The organism is Paenibacillus sp. SEL1 (assembly GCF_054602535.1).
In genome coordinates this window covers 2,714,375-2,733,070 of record NZ_CM137723.1, presented here as the reverse complement: position 1 = coordinate 2,733,070, position 18,696 = coordinate 2,714,375, and the positions used below count along the sequence as shown (strand labels likewise).

17 protein-coding genes are annotated in these 18,696 nt (G+C 46.2%); 4 read left to right on the top strand and 13 right to left on the bottom strand.

Annotated features, from left to right (window positions below; translation table 11 throughout):
- Window positions 1–74 precede the first annotated feature (74 nt).
- A complete protein-coding gene (locus ACYCSE_RS12490; RefSeq protein WP_459702398.1) occupies window positions 75–2,081 on the bottom strand; it encodes a beta-galactosidase in 2,007 nt (668 codons plus the stop codon).
- Window positions 2,081–2,230: a hypothetical protein gene (locus ACYCSE_RS12485; protein ID WP_459702510.1), complete on the bottom strand. Its 150-nt coding sequence runs from the start codon at window positions 2,228–2,230 to the stop codon at window positions 2,081–2,083. The genes ACYCSE_RS12490 and ACYCSE_RS12485 overlap by 1 nt, the downstream gene beginning before the upstream one ends.
- Before the next feature lie 199 nt (window positions 2,231–2,429).
- On the opposite strand from ACYCSE_RS12485, the gene ACYCSE_RS12480 reads away from it, so the two are divergent.
- The gene (locus ACYCSE_RS12480) at window positions 2,430–3,350 is read left to right on the top strand and encodes an AraC family transcriptional regulator (RefSeq protein ID WP_235307181.1); all 921 of its coding nucleotides are present in this window, start codon (window positions 2,430–2,432) and stop codon (window positions 3,348–3,350) included.
- A 152-nt stretch (window positions 3,351–3,502) separates the two neighbouring features.
- Here ACYCSE_RS12480 and ACYCSE_RS12475 read toward each other — a convergent pair whose 3' ends face one another.
- Window positions 3,503–4,591 carry a site-2 protease family protein gene (locus ACYCSE_RS12475; protein ID WP_254351248.1) on the bottom strand — a complete coding sequence of 363 codons (1,089 nt, stop codon included), beginning with the start codon at window positions 4,589–4,591 and terminating at the stop codon, window positions 3,503–3,505.
- A gap of 158 nt (window positions 4,592–4,749) precedes the next feature.
- On the opposite strand from ACYCSE_RS12475, the gene ACYCSE_RS12470 reads away from it, so the two are divergent.
- Entirely contained in the window at window positions 4,750–8,109 is a 3,360-nt protein-coding gene (locus ACYCSE_RS12470) for a DEAD/DEAH box helicase (RefSeq protein WP_322161505.1), read from the top strand.
- A gap of 126 nt (window positions 8,110–8,235) precedes the next feature.
- Here ACYCSE_RS12470 and ACYCSE_RS12465 read toward each other — a convergent pair whose 3' ends face one another.
- The 3 genes from ACYCSE_RS12465 to ACYCSE_RS12455 form a co-directional block, all read right to left on the bottom strand.
- Window positions 8,236–9,186: a ring-cleaving dioxygenase gene (locus ACYCSE_RS12465; protein WP_250259474.1), complete on the bottom strand. Its 951-nt coding sequence runs from the start codon at window positions 9,184–9,186 to the stop codon at window positions 8,236–8,238.
- A 55-nt stretch (window positions 9,187–9,241) separates the two neighbouring features.
- Entirely contained in the window at window positions 9,242–9,868 is a 627-nt protein-coding gene (locus ACYCSE_RS12460) for a nitroreductase family protein (protein ID WP_029515856.1), read from the bottom strand.
- A 141-nt stretch (window positions 9,869–10,009) separates the two neighbouring features.
- On the bottom strand, window positions 10,010–10,381 hold the full coding sequence (locus ACYCSE_RS12455; RefSeq protein ID WP_165178939.1) for an MmcQ/YjbR family DNA-binding protein: 372 nt from the start codon (window positions 10,379–10,381) through the stop codon (window positions 10,010–10,012).
- 466 nt (window positions 10,382–10,847) lie between these two features.
- Between ACYCSE_RS12455 and panB the strand changes: the two genes are divergently transcribed.
- Window positions 10,848–11,720, top strand: a complete 873-nt coding sequence (gene panB, locus ACYCSE_RS12450) for a 3-methyl-2-oxobutanoate hydroxymethyltransferase (RefSeq protein WP_446675182.1) — start codon at window positions 10,848–10,850, stop codon at window positions 11,718–11,720.
- Window positions 11,720–12,643: a ketopantoate reductase family protein gene (locus tag ACYCSE_RS12445; protein WP_452566205.1), complete on the top strand. Its 924-nt coding sequence runs from the start codon at window positions 11,720–11,722 to the stop codon at window positions 12,641–12,643. Before panB ends, ACYCSE_RS12445 begins: the two co-directional genes overlap by 1 nt.
- A gap of 101 nt (window positions 12,644–12,744) precedes the next feature.
- On the opposite strand, the gene ACYCSE_RS12440 is transcribed toward ACYCSE_RS12445, so the two are convergent.
- The 7 genes from ACYCSE_RS12440 to ACYCSE_RS12410 all read right to left on the bottom strand — a co-directional run bounded on the left by ACYCSE_RS12440 (window position 12,745) and on the right by ACYCSE_RS12410 (window position 18,562).
- Window positions 12,745–13,302, bottom strand: a complete 558-nt coding sequence (locus ACYCSE_RS12440; RefSeq protein WP_459702396.1) for an NADPH-dependent FMN reductase — start codon at window positions 13,300–13,302, stop codon at window positions 12,745–12,747.
- 196 nt (window positions 13,303–13,498) lie between these two features.
- Window positions 13,499–14,506 (bottom strand): AI-2E family transporter, encoded by a 1,008-nt coding sequence (locus ACYCSE_RS12435; protein ID WP_254329048.1) that lies wholly within the window; start codon window positions 14,504–14,506, stop codon window positions 13,499–13,501.
- Between the two features lie 55 nt (window positions 14,507–14,561).
- Entirely contained in the window at window positions 14,562–14,978 is a 417-nt protein-coding gene (gene psiE / locus ACYCSE_RS12430; protein WP_165178936.1) for a phosphate-starvation-inducible protein PsiE, read from the bottom strand.
- A gap of 87 nt (window positions 14,979–15,065) precedes the next feature.
- Window positions 15,066–15,560 (bottom strand): DedA family protein, encoded by a 495-nt coding sequence (locus ACYCSE_RS12425; protein WP_013308662.1) that lies wholly within the window; start codon window positions 15,558–15,560, stop codon window positions 15,066–15,068.
- A 22-nt stretch (window positions 15,561–15,582) separates the two neighbouring features.
- Window positions 15,583–16,092 (bottom strand): CDP-diacylglycerol--serine O-phosphatidyltransferase, encoded by a 510-nt coding sequence (pssA, locus tag ACYCSE_RS12420; RefSeq protein WP_459702395.1) that lies wholly within the window; start codon window positions 16,090–16,092, stop codon window positions 15,583–15,585.
- A gap of 23 nt (window positions 16,093–16,115) precedes the next feature.
- Window positions 16,116–17,885, bottom strand: coding sequence for a sensor histidine kinase (locus ACYCSE_RS12415; RefSeq protein ID WP_459702394.1), 1,770 nt, complete (start codon window positions 17,883–17,885; stop codon window positions 16,116–16,118).
- Window positions 17,882–18,562, bottom strand: a complete 681-nt coding sequence (locus tag ACYCSE_RS12410) for a response regulator transcription factor (RefSeq protein WP_061831262.1) — start codon at window positions 18,560–18,562, stop codon at window positions 17,882–17,884. Before ACYCSE_RS12410 ends, ACYCSE_RS12415 begins: the two co-directional genes overlap by 4 nt.
- Between the last annotated feature and the right edge of the window lie 134 nt (window positions 18,563–18,696).

The window sequence follows — 18,696 nt, the reverse complement described above, 5'->3', positions numbered from 1 at the left end:
TCATGTACCGGATACTCCCGGAGAATACCTATATGATATTATTCGTGAGTCAGTTGTGGCTCACTATGCATCATTTACGCTTCTTCGATAATTATAACACCCCAAGGCTCTAATGTAAGCGTTTGTCCTTGGGTAACCGCATGCTCCCCAATCAGCTCCTTGCCGTCTCCATGCGGATATACCACCGAGCCTGCTTGTTCGGAATAGTTAAAATAGTACCGGATTGTCCGTCCCAGCTCATTCGTGCCGGATTTAACAATGATCGGATAAGACGCTTCCTGATCCAGTCCCCATACTCCTGCCTTTTTGGCTACAGAGCTGAATAGTTCACGGATGACCGCCGGACTGACGACACAGCCGATATAGGTCGCTGTTCCCTGACCATAGCGGTTTTGCGTAATTGCGGCATATTTTCCCCAGTGCGGGTGATCGTAATAGGCCAATACTTCAGCAGTCGTCGGGGTAATCAGCTCCATCCACGTATCTACCTGATTGTCCTCTGGTGCCACCTCAAAAGGATTATTCTTAAGCGTCACCTTCTTCGGCTGCACGAACAAGCTGTAATGAATGCCGCAGGCTTCGCTAATCACGCCCGGCTGCCGGGACGTTCTTACCTGCACATGCTCGTCGGTAAATCCGCTTCGGAATGTGTATACTACATGACCACCTTTCTCCACATATCGGTTCAGCTTCTCCAGTAGTGCATCTGGGGCAGAATAGAGAACTGGGACGATCAAAAGATCATAGTCTTCAAACGATTCTGTACCTGGATGAACGATATCTGTCCCGATATTCAGTTTATACAACTCGTCATACAAACGACGTACGATGTCATTGTAATTTAACGGACTACTCATATTAAATTTAAACCAGTCAATCGACGTCAATGCTTCGTTGCTGACCAGAATCGCCGTTTTATTTTTCTTTTTCAGGTTGACCAGATGTGGAGACAATCTTGCAAAATCCTTCCCTATGGTCTGTGCTTCCTCATACACTGGATTCGGCTCAAAGTCATGGCTCAGCAGACCCTTCCAGTAGGTTTCGAAGGAATTATGGATGGAATGCCAGTGCCAGTATGCCACCATATTGGCCCCGGAAGCCAGATGGCTGAACGCTTGCAGACGCAATTGCCCCGGATAGGGAACCCAGTGGGTAAAAGCCTGCGCTTCCGTTTCCAGCACTAAATAGTTGTTATTTTTCGTCGAACGTGCCACATCGCCACCGAAGGAAATTTCAATACCAGTCAGGTCATCCTGTGATGGATGGTAAATATCCACCCCAGTCACATCAAAGGCTTGCGATGCCGAAAAATGGTCCACATCCGGCTGAATGCCAAAGGAATGACCTCTCCACGCAAAATCAAAGTTTTGCGTAACAAATTGGTCCTCCCGCTTATATTCCCTCACCAGCGCGACCTGCCATGCCAGAAAGTCAGTCACCAGCTTGCGCTGAAATTGGGAAAAGGCTGCGCCCAAACTTCCATTAATCGTTCCGACCACCGAAGGAAAGTCCTCCCAGCTATTGATGCGATTACTCCAGTAATCCAGACCGAATTTGCGGTTAAGCTCCTCCAGCGATTCGAACCGCTCCCGCAGATACTTTACAAATTGCAATTGCACATTGGGCCCGCTCGTGTTGTAATGCTTCGTCTCGTTATCCGTCTGAAAGCCAATAACCGCCGGATGCTGACTCACCCGCCCAATCAACTTGCGTATGATTCGCTCGGCATGGAACAGGTACACCGGGTTCGTAATGTCCATAATCTGGCGAGCTCCATATTTGCCCGGACCTTGAGGCGTTGTCGCCAATACATCGGGATGCTCCTTCACCAGCCATGTGGGTACGGCATAGGTGGGCGTCCCCACAATGACTTCAATGCCCGCTTTATGCATGGCGTCCAGCACCCGATCCACAGAGGTAAAATCAAACACGCCGTTTTGCGGTTCATGCGTACTCCAAGTGGATTCGGCAATCCGCACCACGTTGATGCCCGCATCCTTCATCATTTGAATATCTTGGTCCAAACGGTCATATGGCATATATTCATCATAATAAGCAACACCGTATAGCAGCTTTTTCATCAAGTCGTCCTCCAATTAGGTTCGTTAGGATTTTGCGAAATTCGATTCCAGTCGCTTCGAAGTGCAAGATATAGACGAACCACGCCGCCCTTCAGATTGGCCCGGTCAATGATCACGCCGAAGATCGGAGCGCTAAGTGCATCCCATATACGGGCTAGTACGAATAAAGTACTGATAATAGAAACAGATATGCCAACATAATCCGTATAAATAGCAGAGCAAGCGCTTTCTTTTATATATAAAAGCTTATACTATAGCATTTGTAAACGCTCTTTTATTATAGTTAAATGTTAGATACAATGAGATTGTCTAAGCGGTGTAAAATTTGCCCTAATCGAAGGTGATCTGATGATATTAAATCCTGATGTTGATCCAGCTCTATTTCATGATTGCCAATGGCTGCCCATTATTGACTGGAATGTGAAATTTTTTGGCGCCCATATTCACCGGGTCCAAGCGGATTGGTGCATGCCGGAGGAGTCTCATATCGGTTTTGAAATTGCACTCATTTTAGAAGGTCGTCAGGAAACGATTATGGAAAATAACGTTTATTCGGTTGGGGAAGGTGATATTTTAATTATTCCGCCGGGTTTCAAGCATGTGAGTCAATGTGTTTCCCCAAACGGCATGTACTATTTTAGCTCTCATTTTAATGTCGATGATCCATTGTTCCGTCAGGAAATGATTAAGAGCAATCAGCTCTTTTTTCCAGCGGGTACTGAAACGAATACCAAGCTGCAAAAGGTCGTCCATAGCTGGATTGGCATGGTGCAGGAAAGCGGAGAATATACGACAGCAGACCGTTTTCGTATGCAAATTGCCTTATTTGAGCTATTCGGGATATTCTCGCAAATGATATCTACCGGTTTGGAGCCCAGAATTGCGCCTTCATCCGTTCAATATGCCAAGGCCATCATGGAAGCCATTCAATCAAGGTTTAAGCCTTATCGGGAAGATGAATCTGGCGAGCAAGCGTTCCGTCTTGAAGATGTGGCGGCTTCCCTCGGGATCAGTCCCGGCTATGCCCAGGAAGTGTTCCGCAAGGTATACGGTTATTCTCCACGTCACTATCTATCGGAGACCAAGCTGCATGAGGCTAAGGTGCTGATCCAGCAACCCAATCTGCCACTCAACAAGGTAGCTTCCCTGCTCGGATACTCCAGTCTGGCTCATTTTAGCAGACAGTTCAAGCGCTGGACAGGCACCAGCCCACTTAAATACCGCCAGACGTTAAAACCGATTACTGATGAACAAAGGATTAAGATATAAGGACGGATAGCAAAAGCTCCACCGTGTTATTCAACCAAAAAAAGAGCGTGACACCGAATATCGCGGTTGTCACGCTCTTTTGTCTCTATTTTCTATAAGCTGTACCGTTGCCTTAATGATCTAAAATCTTGACCAAGCACTCATTATTCAGATCACAGCCTAATATCCCCTATATGCTGGTGCACCACATACATCATCCCCATCAGGAATACGGCCAAAGCTAAGTAACTGATGCCAAATTTCCAGCGCGATGATGCGGGCACTTCGTAATATTTATCATTTTCAAACGGAATGTAATCAATCCCACACAGCAATCTGAGCTGGTACGCATCCGGCGTCGGTATATGTTCCACACCGTTCAGCCATACATGCTGGACAAGACACTGCTGCGGCAGCTTAAGTGTCTGCTCCACATCCAAACTTTCCATATACACCGTCACATATTGCTGCCCCTCCAAATCCGAGTAGGTATTAAAGGATAATCTGCGTGTGTGCTCCGGTCCGGGCAGTGGATATCCTTGCTCATACAGATGCTGTACGTTCACCAGCGGCTTTTGCAAAAAGGATTGGATCTTGACCTCTCCTTTATTGCGTTTAACATATTTTTTGTACAAATCGTAGGCAAAGAACGCCCATATGAAGAAAAATAAAAAGGATTTTAAATATACTACGACTACAATTCCACCCAATAAGCCCACCAGCCACAGCCAACGCGTCACTGCCGTGGAAATCCGTCCTCCGTCGAGCGGATGAATCGGCAGCAGGTTGATCAGGTTCAGGAAAAAACCGACATACGAGAGCGCATACAACAGGGGACTGCCTGTTGCATAGGCTCCTGCGTATACCGCCATAGCCCCAACCGTCCCCAGTAACGGGCCGCCCATGGCTACATAAGCCTCTGTCTGCGCATCCAAAGGTTGCCGTTTCATTGTGATCAGCGCACCGAGAAAAGGAATAAATAACGGTGCTGACACGGGAAGCCCCTTGCGCTTGGCGGCCAATACATGTCCCAGCTCATGCACAAACAACAGCAACACGAATCCAACCGCAAATCCCCACGGGTAAATGATCGCATATGTGCTAATCGTTATCGCCATAGATATCAGCGCACCGCCAAATTTACTGAATTTTAAAAGGGCAAGTAACGACTTGCCTTTCAGAAGAAGCAATGCTGCTGCACTACCAAGGTACCATTTGGATGAGCCGGATTTGGAATCGGTCTTTTTCTCTTCATTTTGCAAAGGTATCCGTCTCCTTTCTTTAACACTTCCATTGTATCCTGCTATGTGCAGCTTGTAAAAACTTCTCTAACCCACAGATAAGCACCCAAGTGTCCATCCTCCTATCTGTTCTGTTATCATGTAAGAAAACGGAATAACCCAGGAAAGGATTACGAATCATGAGTTTTGAACTTACCCGGCGAGCCATCAGACAACTATGCAGTCAAGCCGCTTATGACGACGGGGATGCCTATTACCGGGCCAAAAGAGTGGCCTTTACACAAATAGATCATGATGAAGGTGTGTACGAAGCTACGGTCAAAGGAAGCAGCTTTTATGCTGTTGCGGCGATGATCCGATCCAATGGAAGTATCCGAGCAGAATGCACCTGTAGCACATTTCAGAACACCGGACGATATTGTAAACATATCGCAGCTGTTCTCCTTAACGCCCATGATATACGCCGTGGAAAAAGTCTGTCTGTGCGCTCCTATGCCTCCAGGCTTCATCCCGGTACTGCCCCAGATACAGCAGGAAGCATGGATTCAGACGGGATGTACACATCTACAGATGCTCCATATGATCACACCGCTAGAACGGCACGATCCTCTGACATCACACGAGGCGATCTCCAGCTGACCGACAGTATGTTAAAACTATTTGACCGCAAGCGACCGCTTCGCAGCACACCAACCCTGCTGGATACTCGCGCGGTCTTGGATTTTCAGTTCATCATCCGGCCTTTTGCCTACGGTTACCAAAAATATATGTTTGGTGTGGAAATGAAGGCTGGGCCCAAACGATTATATATCGTGCAGAAAATTCGTCCGTTTCTGGATAGTATTGACCGTGGGGATAGCTACATGTTCACGAAAAGCTTCTCATACGAGCCTGAGGTATACCGCTTCCGACCTGAACATGACGCTATTCTCCAGCAATTATCCCAAGTGTGCCACCATGAGCGTATGATTCGGGAAACCTCAGGCACGTATTCATCTTCCAGTAGTCATATGAGCGGCGAGCGAATGCTCCTCATCCCGCCTGCGGCTTGGGAAAAGCTGCTCCCCTTGCTGACAGCAGCACAGGGCGTCTACTTTGAAATTCACGGAAACATGAGCGAGGGTATTCCCCAGTCCGACCTGATGCTTCCGCTGCAATTTGAATTTGATGAGGCCGAAATCGAAGGCTACCAGCTAAGCATTCAAGGATTGGATGACTTGACCATCATGGAAGACTATGGAGTCGTCATTGCCGATGGCAAGCTTGTCAAACAGAAAGCCGATCCCTTACGGCGTTTGTCCGAGCTAAAACGGATGGTAGAAGTACACCACAGGCGAAAAGTTCAGATTGCGCCAGAGCAGATGGAATCTTTTATGGACAAGGTTGTACCCGGGTTAATGAAGCTCGGACGTGTTCATATGACTCGGTCCGTCTCAGATCGGGTCACACAGCAGCCATTGAAGGCAAAGCTATATCTGGACCGGGTAAGAGACAAGCTGCTGGCAGGGCTGGAGTTCCAATATGGGGATATCATCATCAACCCGCTGGAAACAGATGCACGAACGCCTGGTAACGACCGAATTCTGATACGTGATGGAGAACAGGAGCAGCGGATTTTGGAGCTGATGGAGCATAGCTCCTTTGCCAGAACAGATAGCGGATATTTTATGGAAGATGAAGATGCAGAGTATGATTTTTTGTATCATACTGTTCCGCAACTGGAAAAGCTGCTGGATGTCTATGCTACAGGTGCAGTCAAAGCAAAAATAAACAATACTCTGCCTACCCCAAGGATACGCGCGGAGTGGGATGAACGTACAGATTGGCTTGAATTTAAATTTGATATGGAAGGCATACCGGAACCGGAAATTCGCAAACTGCTCAAATCGTTAGAGGAAAAACAGAAATATCACCGTCTGCCGAATGGTGCCTTGCTGCCGCTCGAAACAGAGGAGTACAAGGAATTGATTCGGTTCATGAATGAAACAGGTATCCGCAAAAGTGATCTGGATGCAGCACAAATTCGTGTTTCCGTCACGCAAGGACTGTACTTAATTGATCCTCACGATCATGGGAAAAATCTGACTTTGGGTAAAACCTTTCGCCAGCTACTGGAAAATATACGCAACCCAGACCATCTCGACTTTCCAGTTCCAGACATGCTTGCCCCAATCTTGAGAGATTATCAGGTTTACGGCTTTCAATGGCTTAAGACATTGGCGCATTACCGTTTTGGGGGCATTTTGGCAGATGATATGGGGCTGGGTAAAACGCTGCAAAGTATCGCCTTTCTCGTCTCAGTATTGCCGGAGATTCGCAGCCAGCAGCTTCCAGCCATGATCGTGTCCCCTGCATCACTGGTGTACAACTGGCGGAATGAGCTGGAGAAATTTGCTCCACACGTCCGCGTCACTATCGCAGATGGCAGCCCGGAAGAACGCGGCCGAATCATACGGGATGCCGCCAGTTATGACGTCGTCATTACGTCCTATCCGCTGCTACGACGCGATGCAGATGTGTACAGCAAGCCATCGTTTCATACGCTCATTCTGGACGAGGCGCAGGCTTTCAAGAACCATGCCACCCAGACGGCACAGGCTGTTAAGGATGTAAAAGCTCGTTACCGTTTTGCCCTGACAGGAACGCCCGTAGAAAATACATTGGAGGAGCTGTGGTCCATCTTTGACGTTGTATTTCCTGCGCTATTTCCCGGCGGGAAAAGAGCGTTTCACAACCTGCCTCGAAATGTGATCGCCAAGCGGGTTCGTCCGTTTTTGCTGCGCCGTCTTAAGAGTGATGTCCTCAAGGAGCTGCCGGAGAAAATCGAATCCGTGCAGGTATCCCGGCTTCTGCCAGATCAAAAAAAGCTGTACACCGCCTATCTGGCCAAGCTTCAGCATGAAACGTTGAAGCATCTCAACGAGGAAGGATTTCAGAAAAATCGGATTAAAATTCTCGCAGGCCTGACCCGACTTCGTCAGCTCTGCTGTCATCCAGGCTTGTTCATCGAAGGATATACGGGTAGCTCTGCCAAATTTGAACAGCTGTTGGAGATCATTACGGAATGTCTCAGCTCCGGGAAACGGATGCTCATTTTTTCACAGTTCACCACAATGCTTCAAATGATCGGACGCGAGCTTGCTCGAGAAGGGGTGTCCTACTTTTACCTGGATGGGCAGACTCCCGCTCTGGAACGAGTCGAGCTGTGCAGTCGCTTCAACGAAGGAGAACGCGAGCTGTTCCTGATTTCCCTAAAAGCAGGAGGCACTGGCCTGAACCTCACTGGTGCAGATACAGTCATTTTGTATGACCTGTGGTGGAATCCCGCTGTAGAGGAGCAGGCTACCAACCGAGCACACCGAATGGGCCAGAAAAAAGTCGTGCAGGTTATTCGTCTCGTCGCCCAAGGTACGGTAGAGGACAAAATGTATGAGCTGCAACAAAAAAAGAAAAACATGATCGACCAGGTCATTCAGCCGGGACAAGAAACCCTTTCGGCACTGACCGAGCTGGAGATTCGTGAACTGCTCATGATCTAGCCAACTCTCCACACTTATTTTTACGTTAGTATGACAATTCCACATGCAAAAAAGGTCCAATTGACGGTAAAAATTTTCCCGCATTGGACCTTTTTCGTTCTAATATGATTGTTTGGATCAAACAGATTAATCCTGTTTTAATACTCTAGGTTCAATGGGAACTAGGTTAGACTCAATCTGGGTACGCTGAGGCTCATACCATTCAGGCAGCATCAGCTTATGTCCCAACTCATTCAATTCCTCATCCACGGTAAATCCGGGTGGATCGGTTGCGATCTCGAATAAAATACCGCCCCGCTCGCGGAAGTATACGGCATTGAAGTATTGGCGATCTACAATACCACTGGTTCCAAAACCATGCTGATGAACCCATTCGTTCCACGCCTGATGCTCCGTATCATCCTGCGCGCGCCAGGCAATATGGTGAACCGTACCGGCGCCGCCATTCCCCCACGGGACATCTTTGACCGGAATGTCGATCAGGTTGCCCAAATCACCTGTCGTCTGATAGCGGATGTAGCCTGCATTTGCGTCTTCTCCGATAAGAGTCATCCCCAGGACGTTCTCCAACACCCCTTGCGTATGTTTGGAATCCGCACTGTACAGTACCGCCCCGCCAAAGCCCTTGATAGCTTTATCCGTAGGCACACCCCCGGCTGTCCACGTGTTCAACGGGCCATCTTCCCGTTCCACCAACTCCAGATGTAAACCCTCGTTGTCTCGGAACTGGATGAATGACTCGCCAAAACGAGTGGCCTTCGTGAAAGATACCTTCAAGCTGTGCAGACGGTTTTCCCAGTATTCCAAAGCACCGGACGGCACGACATACGTCGTAATCCCGACCTGTCCGCCTCCAATCTTACCCTTGCGTGTACCCGGAGCTGGAAAAAAAGTAATGATCGTGCCCGGGCTGCCCTCTTCATTACCAAAGTACAAATGGTATACTTCTGGAGCATCAAAGTTGATCGTCTTTTTAATCAATCGCAAACCAAGTACGCCTGCGTAAAAATCAACGTTGCCCTGCGGGTCGCCTGCAAAGGACGTGATATGGTGAATTCCAGCGGTTTTCAATGACATCTTTATCACTCCTTCATTAACATGTTGATTTATTTACACAAATGATTTACAAATTTCAAAATCCATTGTAGCTGACAAATTGTCCAACCGGCTTGCGGTATCCCCGTGCCCGCTGACCCGATTCGTCCTCTTTACCCAAGGTAATCATCATTACCGGTACAAATTGCTCTGGAATATTTAGTACTTCCTGCACCTTCGCCGGATCAAAACCGATCATCGGGCACGTATCCCAGCCTTTGTCCTTGGCAATCAACATAAATTGCATAGCCGACAGGCTGGCATTACGGATCGCTTCTTCTCTCTGGAAGACAGGTCCCCGCTCGCGATAAAACTGAGTTACCGATTCCACTGTACTATCATATTCCTGCTTGCTCAGAACGCCCAAATTCAGGAATCCTTCGTTGAGGTCGGCTACCTTGGTATAAGCCTCTGTATCCCCCAACACTACAATGGTCGCCGAAGCCGTTAATATTTTATACTGCTTACTTGCCTCATCATGCAGTCTTTGTTTGGTATCAGCATCCTGCACTACGATATAACGCGCATGCTGTAAATTGAAAGCCGATGGAGCAAACTTCACCAGCTGAAATATTTCTTCTAGTTCTTTTGCATCTATAGTAACATCAGGAATAAATTTAGAAGCTGATCTTCTCTCTTGAATAATATTCACCAGTTCGCTCATGTTAAGTTCCACTCCTTGATATTATTTTCAAATGAATTATCTTTAAATTAAGAATATATCCATTCGTGATTTCTGTCAAGTAAAACTATAATAATGTTAGTAAGTATTTTTGGATACAACCTAAGGGCTTATACCAGCCCTTTACAGATCCGTTGCCCGTATTCTCATCGTAATCGCTTCGCGTTGCGCTTTGGTTAAGCTCTTGAAGACCAGCTCATACGAATGATCGATCATGCTGTACAAATCTTCCAGTGGGAAGGTAGCATCAACCTCAATCGTATTCCAATGCTTTTTATTCAAATGATAGCCTGGCTTAATCGCCTTGTTTTGTTCACGCAGATTTACTGCAATGACTGGATCACATTTCAAGGATACGTGGCAAATGTCATCCTTTTCAGTTAGAAGTGCAAACATCTTGCCCCCTACTTTTAGTACCAGGGGATCAGCACCAAATGGATAATCCTTAACAGCCTCTTTTTGGCTCAGACCATATGCTACAATTTGCTCAAACACCAGCCTTCTCTCCTCTGCTCCAAGTTGTCGAACTATGAACCTATTTGCGCCCTATTATATCACGCTCTCCACATACAATAGTCCCATGCTACAATTAAAATTCTATCGGGAGGGTCAATCCTTTCTATATGAATTTATCGACCGTCCTTCACTTCCGAATAGGAAGTTGGAAGGGCTGTTTTGTTCATATAGTAGAGAATGTTATGCAACAGCCCTATATTTTGGTATACTTCCGTGAGAGGCTGTATCGATACATTCGAACGGTACTCTAGTTAGTGTAATTCAATATGTAGATGTGTGAGCCTATGGAGGTGAACTCGTTGGATTTTGCTCTGATCCGCAAGGACCGAGACAAAAGAACGGTCGCAAATTGACTCTTTTTTTGCCTTTCGGACCTTTTCAGCCATGTGCTGAAAGGTTTTTTTTGTGATCTAAAATAAAGGTAGGAAAGGATTTGAATGCAACCATGGCAACCTCGAAAGCACTTCATATTTTGCAATTGAAGAAAATGAAACAAGAAGGTTCACCCATAAGTATGATTACGGCGTATGACTATCCATCTGCTCGTTTGGCTGAGGAAGCCGGGATCGATATCATCCTTGTCGGTGATTCCGTAGGTAATGTGTTATCTAATTATAACTCCACACTGCCCGTCACTATGGATGATATGGTCTATCATACACGGTCTGTCGTGCGCGGTGCGGAACATACTTTTATTGTCGCGGATATGCCATTTATGACGTACCATGGGAGTAGTCAAGAAGCCCTTACTAATGTGCGCAGGCTCATGCAAGAGGGACATGCCCATGCCGTGAAACTAGAAGGGGGCATGGAAATTTGCGACACCGTGAAGCGAATTGTTCAATCCGGCGTTCCCCTGCTGGGACATATCGGACTTACACCACAGTCTGTGCATCAAATCGGCGGATACTTCATTCAAGGTAAAAACTCACAGGCCGCTGAGCGCCTTCTAAATGATGCTCGGGCCCTGGAGCAAGCGGGAGCTTTTGCCATCGTGCTGGAGCTGGTGACAGAGGAAGTGGCGAAGAACATCACCCAGGAGATATCTATTCCGGTCATTGGCATCGGTGCGGGGAGATACTGTGATGGTCAGGTTTTGGTGTATCATGACATGTTACAATACTCAGCACCTTATCGGGAGAAAAAGTTCGTTAAAACCTATTCGGATATAGGTGCTTTGATTCGTAACAGCATCGGGCAATATGTCGAAGACGTGAAGAATCGTTCTTTTCCAGGCGAGGAGCATGTTTTTAAGGCAGATGAGAACGTAGTAGAAGGATTATACGGGAATGCAAAAGTAAAGGCAGGGACCCTATAATGCGATTTCTGGTTGTAGGTGCAGGGGCGATTGGAGGCTATTTCGGGGGACTTCTTGTTCAAAAAGGAGAAGACGTGACCTTCTTCGTACGCCCTTCAAAAAAATCTCAGTTGGCAAAAGACGGTCTGATTGTTAGAAGTGTTCATGGAGATTTCCAGACGCCAATCCGTGCTATTACAAATGGTGAAGACGCCGATCCGTTCGACTGTATTATCATTTCGGTCAAAGCGTATCATCTTCCCCAATTGCAATTCGATCTTGAGCCTTATGTCGGTGATCATACCATGATTCTTCCGTTACTTAATGGTTACGAACATTTTGACTTTTTGCGCAAACAATTCGGTTCTGAAAAAGTGCTGGGCGGACTTTGTTATATTGAAACTACGTTGGATCATGATGGTTCTATTGTTCAGACAAGTCCGTTCCACCGTATCGTCTTCGGTGAATGGAACGGAGTGCAATCAGAGCGTACACAACTGCTGCTGAATCATCTTGATCATGCAGGCTTCACAGTGGCACGAAGTCACGATATTCAGCGTGAAGTTTGGCAGAAATATATATTCGTTGCCAGCTTGAGTGCAATTACAACACTGATGGATGCCTCGGTTGGGACTATACTTGCCACGGCAGAGTCACGTGCTATATACGAAAAGCTGCTGCATGAGATTGTCACACTTGCTCGCAACGCAGGGATGCCGATTGATTCGGAGATGGAAGCTCATACACTGAAAACGATGGAATCCTTACGACCAGAGATGATGTCATCCATGCAACGCGATATGCATAAAAAGCTTCCGATTGAAGCCAGTCATCTACATGGTTCACTGCTTGCATTGGCTTCAACCAGTAATACTGTTTACCCCATACTCGAAACGGTATATGCCCGATTAAAGGTATACGAGAACTTATTGGACACCGTCTAACATTCAAACTTTAAAATTAATTAAAAGAGGAAGCGGCAGCTTCGAAGGTGATAATGAAATCTTAGACTGCCGCTGCTTTTCATTTAGTAAACTTCAAAAATCTAAAGAGTTCCTGTGCTTAAGCAAGCTTGCTCAAGCCCTTGAAGTAATGCTTCTAGCTCCTGCCTAGTTTCAGCGTTTGTAATATCACCTTCCTGATTTAGCTTCAAGGTGATATGCGGAATAATGACCTTTCCATTCTCCACAATCTCTGCATTGATCATTTGCAATGTGAGCAGCAGCGAGGCATGCGCCAGATGGCCGCCCATAGGAGACGGTGACGCGCTGATGACCGCTGTAGGTTTATTTACAAATTCACCTGAAGATACGAGCCAATCCAAGGCATTTTTCAAAGCACCCGGCACACCATTCCCATATTCCGGTGTACAGATCAGCACTCCATCCACTTGTTTCAATTGTTCCCGTAGCTCTCTTACGGAAGCTGACCCCTCCTCTACATCCAAGTCAGGGTTAAAATGCGGAAGATCCCCCAATCCATCATAGACTGTGAACATCATATTTTCAGAAGCCAGCCCCATAGTAGCCTTCATAAGCGCTGTATTGGAGGATTTTTGACGAAGGCTACCCGATATAGCCAATACCTTAATTTTCTGTTCCATCCGATCATCTCATTCCTTTTATCTTGATCTAATCTTGCATATTTAGTGTACTATAGCTAACAAGAGAATTAAAAAGTGGATGAACGTCAGCGATTCTTCCTATGAACAAACGGGCAATAAAAAAATGCCTGCGGCTTCGCAGGCATTCGTAATGAATCAATAGTCACTGTACTAGGGTGGAATCTGTAGTGCTGAATCAAGTATCCTTCTCTTGCTTGCGTTTTATCCCAATCAGATCCAGGAAGAAAACAAACAACGGAATACCTACAATCAAGCCCCAAATTCCAATCAGATGCTCAGAGAAAATAAGTACGACAAAGGTAAAGAAGATCGGTAAATTCGTTTTGGATGACATCAGCTTCGGATTTAAGAAGTAGGCCTCAATCGCATGAATCACCACGATCAGAATAACCAGATAAACCACATATTGAATGCCGCCGACACTGAAAGCGATCAGGCCAAGCGGTGCCAGTGAGATAAACACACCTGCCACCGGAACCAATCCCAGTACGAAAATGATGAGCGCAAGACCGAGCAGATTAGGGAAGCCCATAATCCAGAGCGCAATCGTGGTCAATATACAATTAATAAGTGAAATCAGCAGTTGAGCCTCCAATACCTTCCCGAACGTACCCAGAAACATACGGCCAAAATGACCCACTTCTTTGAAAAACCAACCCAGCTTGCTATCTACAAACGTAGCTGTAAAACGTGTAATATAGGATTTTTCCATCAGGAAGAACAAGCTCAAAATAATCGACACCAGAAGCTGTGTTCCTAATTGACTGACCTTCATCACTGCACTCAGGCCAGGCTCAAATAGCCGCTGAGCATTCAGCGTATCCATAAATTCGATAATCGTTTCGTTCCATTGATTGCGATCAGGATACATATACGCTTGCTGAATCATGAGATACACCTGCTTGACCTGTACAACGATTAGCGGCACCATTCGGTAAACGCCCCACACCATAATCAGAATTAGCAAACCATACACCAGTAGTAGCACGATCATTGACGGCACATTGACGAACCGCTTGACCAGCTTATTCACTCCGTTATATATACTACCAATCAAGATCGTAAGCAGCAGTGTTAACAACATAATATTCATCATGCTTCTTAACATAAACAACAGCAAAACGATTATCGCAAGGACGGCTACCCGCCTGACGCCCGCATGATTCATCCAGTTTCTTACCATTCGTCTTTATTCCCTCTCTCCCACTTGACTGTCAACTTTGCAATCTTCCTGAGCATTAACTTTCTCTTTTTAACAATTTACTGTTAGCGATCAATAGAGAACCTACCATGACTAGGATAGCAATAGACCACCAGAATGTATTTTTAGCATCATCATGATCTACAATAATGAGCCTGATGACAGCCGTGATCCCAATATAGATAAAATAACGTAATGGAAAATGAAAATTGGTTTTAAAGTACTTAACTATTAATGCTATGAATTCAAAGTACAAGAAAAACACAAGCAACTCTTCCGTGAATTCATAGTAATTTTTGTCGCCCTCTGCGTACAAAAAAACATAAGAAAAAATGGACCATGTTTCTTTTAGCAGTAAGAAGCTTAAAATCAGACCGACCAGAAACAGCGAGATATTCAAGATCATTTGCAGAAAACTCGGTAACTTCTCAATATACTTCATTAGTACATTCAATACAGATCCCCTCACTGGTTGTACAGTATCTTTATTTATATTATCGGTGGTATACGTGAAAAATGCTACATTACTTTTGGGGTCACCTTAATGAAAGTTTATATTCGCCCCTGCAATATAACCAATGGAGATAAAGATAAGCGTCCATATCAGAGAACCTGCGCTTGCCACCAGCATATATTTTCGGACAGGCATCGCACTAATGCCGGACAAATAGCTTGTCGCATGTCTGACTCCTGGGATAAAATAACCGAACAAAATGGTCCACAACCCAAAGCGTGCAAACCACCCCTTAACTCTTGCAAATCGCTTCGGTGTCAATCCAACCCACTTGCCGTGCTTATCCACCAAGGGCTGACCCAGCTTTTTGCCTAGCGTGTAGCTGATCATCATCCCTGTCATTGCACCGATGAAGCTGACTAGTATAGACACTGAATAATTCAGTACCATAATAGAAGATAAATAGCCGACAAACACCATAATAATTTCATCCGGAACCGGTAGGCCGATAATCCCAAGAGCAAGAAGAGCAAAAATAGCGATATATCCGTATTGTGTAATCATGCTGATGACCCATTCCATAGGGGAGCCACCTCCTGACCGATTATTTTTTGAAGGACGGAAAGGGAATACGGCTAACCATCAGGAACGACAGCACTACCATTAATGCAAGCAACAACCCCGGCTTCAAATGCTCACTCCATAAAAACATAAAGGACAAAATCACACCCGCCGCCGTAATCGGCATACCTACAAAGCCTTTGCTAAAAGCCATTAGGTTGAATCTTGCCAATCTTACCGCACCGCATATGACAAACAAAACAGCCACAAGCGGTCCCATCCAATGGGTATCTCCCAGCTTGTATAACAAGATCAAGAAAGCAGGGGCAACCCCAAATGAGACAACATCCGCCAGCGAATCGAGCTGTTTGCCAAAATCACTGGAGCAATGCAACAGCCTTGCCAGTAAACCGTCTAATACATCCCATAAAGCAGCCACCACCACGAGAATAAAAGCGGTCATGTATTGCTCATGAATCGTGAAATACAGGGATAAGACCCCTGCCCCCAGGTTTGCAATCGTGCATAGTGAGGGCAACCAATTCCATTTCATACTCTTAACTCCTTTGCCGTAGCTTAACCTCCGAATATAACAACAAAACGGACGCCGTCCTTGGTATTCTCCACCTTATAGCGGAATTCGTGCAAATCCAAAATTCGTTTGACGATCGATAGCCCCAGTCCTGTCCCACCTGTCTGACGGCTTCGGGACAGCTCGGCCCGGTAAAAGCGATCCCATATCTGCTCCAGTTGATCGTCAGGAATGGTCTCACCTTTATTTTCAATGGAAAAAAAACTGATTTCGCCAGCACCTTCGATACGAATCGTGATCGAGCTTCCTTCCTCAGCATGTCGTATGGCATTGACAACAAAGTTGATAATCACCTGTTCCAGCCATCCTACATCGGCATGGATCGGCATCTCATTGGCGGGGATAATGACTACTTCCAGCTTTTTCTCCTTCAACAAATGGAATAACTTGTCCACGACCTCCTCCACCAGCTCACTCAAGATAAAGGTCGTCTTGCGAAGCTTGAGGGTACCCGATTCCAATTTGGCGAGGTCCAGCATATCTTTGACCAATCGCTCCATTTTGTCCGCTTCCTCTACAATGACTTTCATATAATGATCCTGCTTCCCGGCGCTAACCCCATCTTGTAATCCTTCTGCGAAGCCTTTAATGATACTCAGCGGGGTTTTCAGTTCATGAGAAGCGTTCGCAAAAAAGTCTTGTTGCACAGCCTCCATCCTCTGCTTCTGTTCCATGTCCTCCACCAATTGCTGATTGGCCTCCTGAAGCTCGCGCAAAGCTGTGTCCAGGTTCTGGGACAGGGTATACATGCTGTAGGACAGGCTGCCCAGTTCATCATTCTGCCGGATTGGTGTATGGGCTGTAAAATCGAGCTTAGCCATCCGCTTGGCGGTATTATTCAAAGCAATGAGCGGACGGGTCACCATCCGGGAATAGAACAGGGACAAAATCAGAATGAGTGCAAATCCCCCGATCCCTAGGTACAGATAAAACCAGCGCAGAGCTTCATTCGTCTCACTAATTTCCTGCAACGATGTCACTGTGAACAGGAGGTCGATCTCGCCTGTGTCCTGACGAACAGGATGGACTATGACTGCATTGCGTACCCCTGTCCAAGGTTCCGTCCACTCTTCCTCCAACACTTCGAAATTCTTAAGTTTCTCCAGATGCGCCTGTGATAAAGGGAACCATTCCTCCAGCGCACTAAACAGTAAGCCTTGTCGCTGACTCCATGTTTTCAGATCCGGCAGTACAATCTCTGTCACCGTACCGGAAAATCTTACACGGCCATCTGTGCTTGCCTCTTCCGAAGTCGATCCTATATTTTTAAAACCAAGTTTCTGTATGCCGGTTGGATAAATTAAATTGGCGGTAGAGATGCCGTCCGTTCCTAATCCCTCACCTTCAACCGTTACCGTATCACCGGGCTGAATCCGAGCAGCTCTCAGTTCATCTCCGTACTCGCTCATAAACAGAGACAGCGATATTTTAACGATTTTACCATCCGCTTTTCTTAGATTGATATGAAACGCATCATCCAGCTTTACTTTGCCGTCCAGCGTTACAATCGCCAACTGGTTTTTATTCTGAAGCATAAAGCGAGCTGCCTCACGGGAAACCCTGCCCGGTCCCCAAGCCTCCTGGACATAACTTTGACCGAAGCTTTTCAAGCGACTTTCCACACGACCAATCTTCTGTTCCTGATAAAAGTTTTCAAAAAACAGCAATTGACTTAAAATCACCATACCGTAAAAACACAGGAAAAACACAACCGTCATAATGAACAACTTAAAGGTAACTCCCCGTTTGTTCATTCTTCCTCCTCAAACCTATAACCTGTACCAAAAACCGTACGGATATGGCGTGATTCACGGCCTAACTTACTTCTCAGCTTTTTGATATGCGTATCGACAACTCGTGTATCTCCTTCAAAGTCGATGCCCCACACCCGGTTCAGTATCGCATCCCGTGAAATAACTATGCCTTTATTATGTATAAGCAGCCGCAGCAGCTCATACTCCTTGGGCGTCAGCTCGACTTCCGCCTGATCCACCTCAAGCCGATGAGCCATCGTGTTGAGAATGGCACTACCGAACCGCAAAATATGCGACTCCGGCTGTACATGTCCCTCCACCCGTTTCATCAGCGCGTTGGCGCGGGCGATCAGCACCTTGGGGCTGAAAGGTTTGGTCACGTAATCATCGGCTCCCAGTTCAAAGCCTAATATTTTATCATCATCACCGGATTTGGCTGTCAACAAAATGATCGGCACACCTGAGCGGCTACGCACCTGGCGACACACTTCCCAACCATCCAGTTCCGGCATCATAATATCGAGTATAATCAGGTCCGGCTGCACCGAATCAAACCAGATCAGTGCATCTTTTCCATTGCCTGCTTCATAGACTTCCCAATTATTCTGTTTAAAATAGTCAGCAATCACTTCACGAATACGTATTTCATCCTCCACGAGAAGAACTCTTTTCTTCAATCGACTTCCCTCTTTCGGTCATTCTAGGACACCAGCATATCAAAGACATGTGTACTTTATGTGTTCTTGACACTTCTCATCCGCAAATTCAACCTTGGATTAGGGCAAATTTGTCTTGGCTCAGACCATCTCAT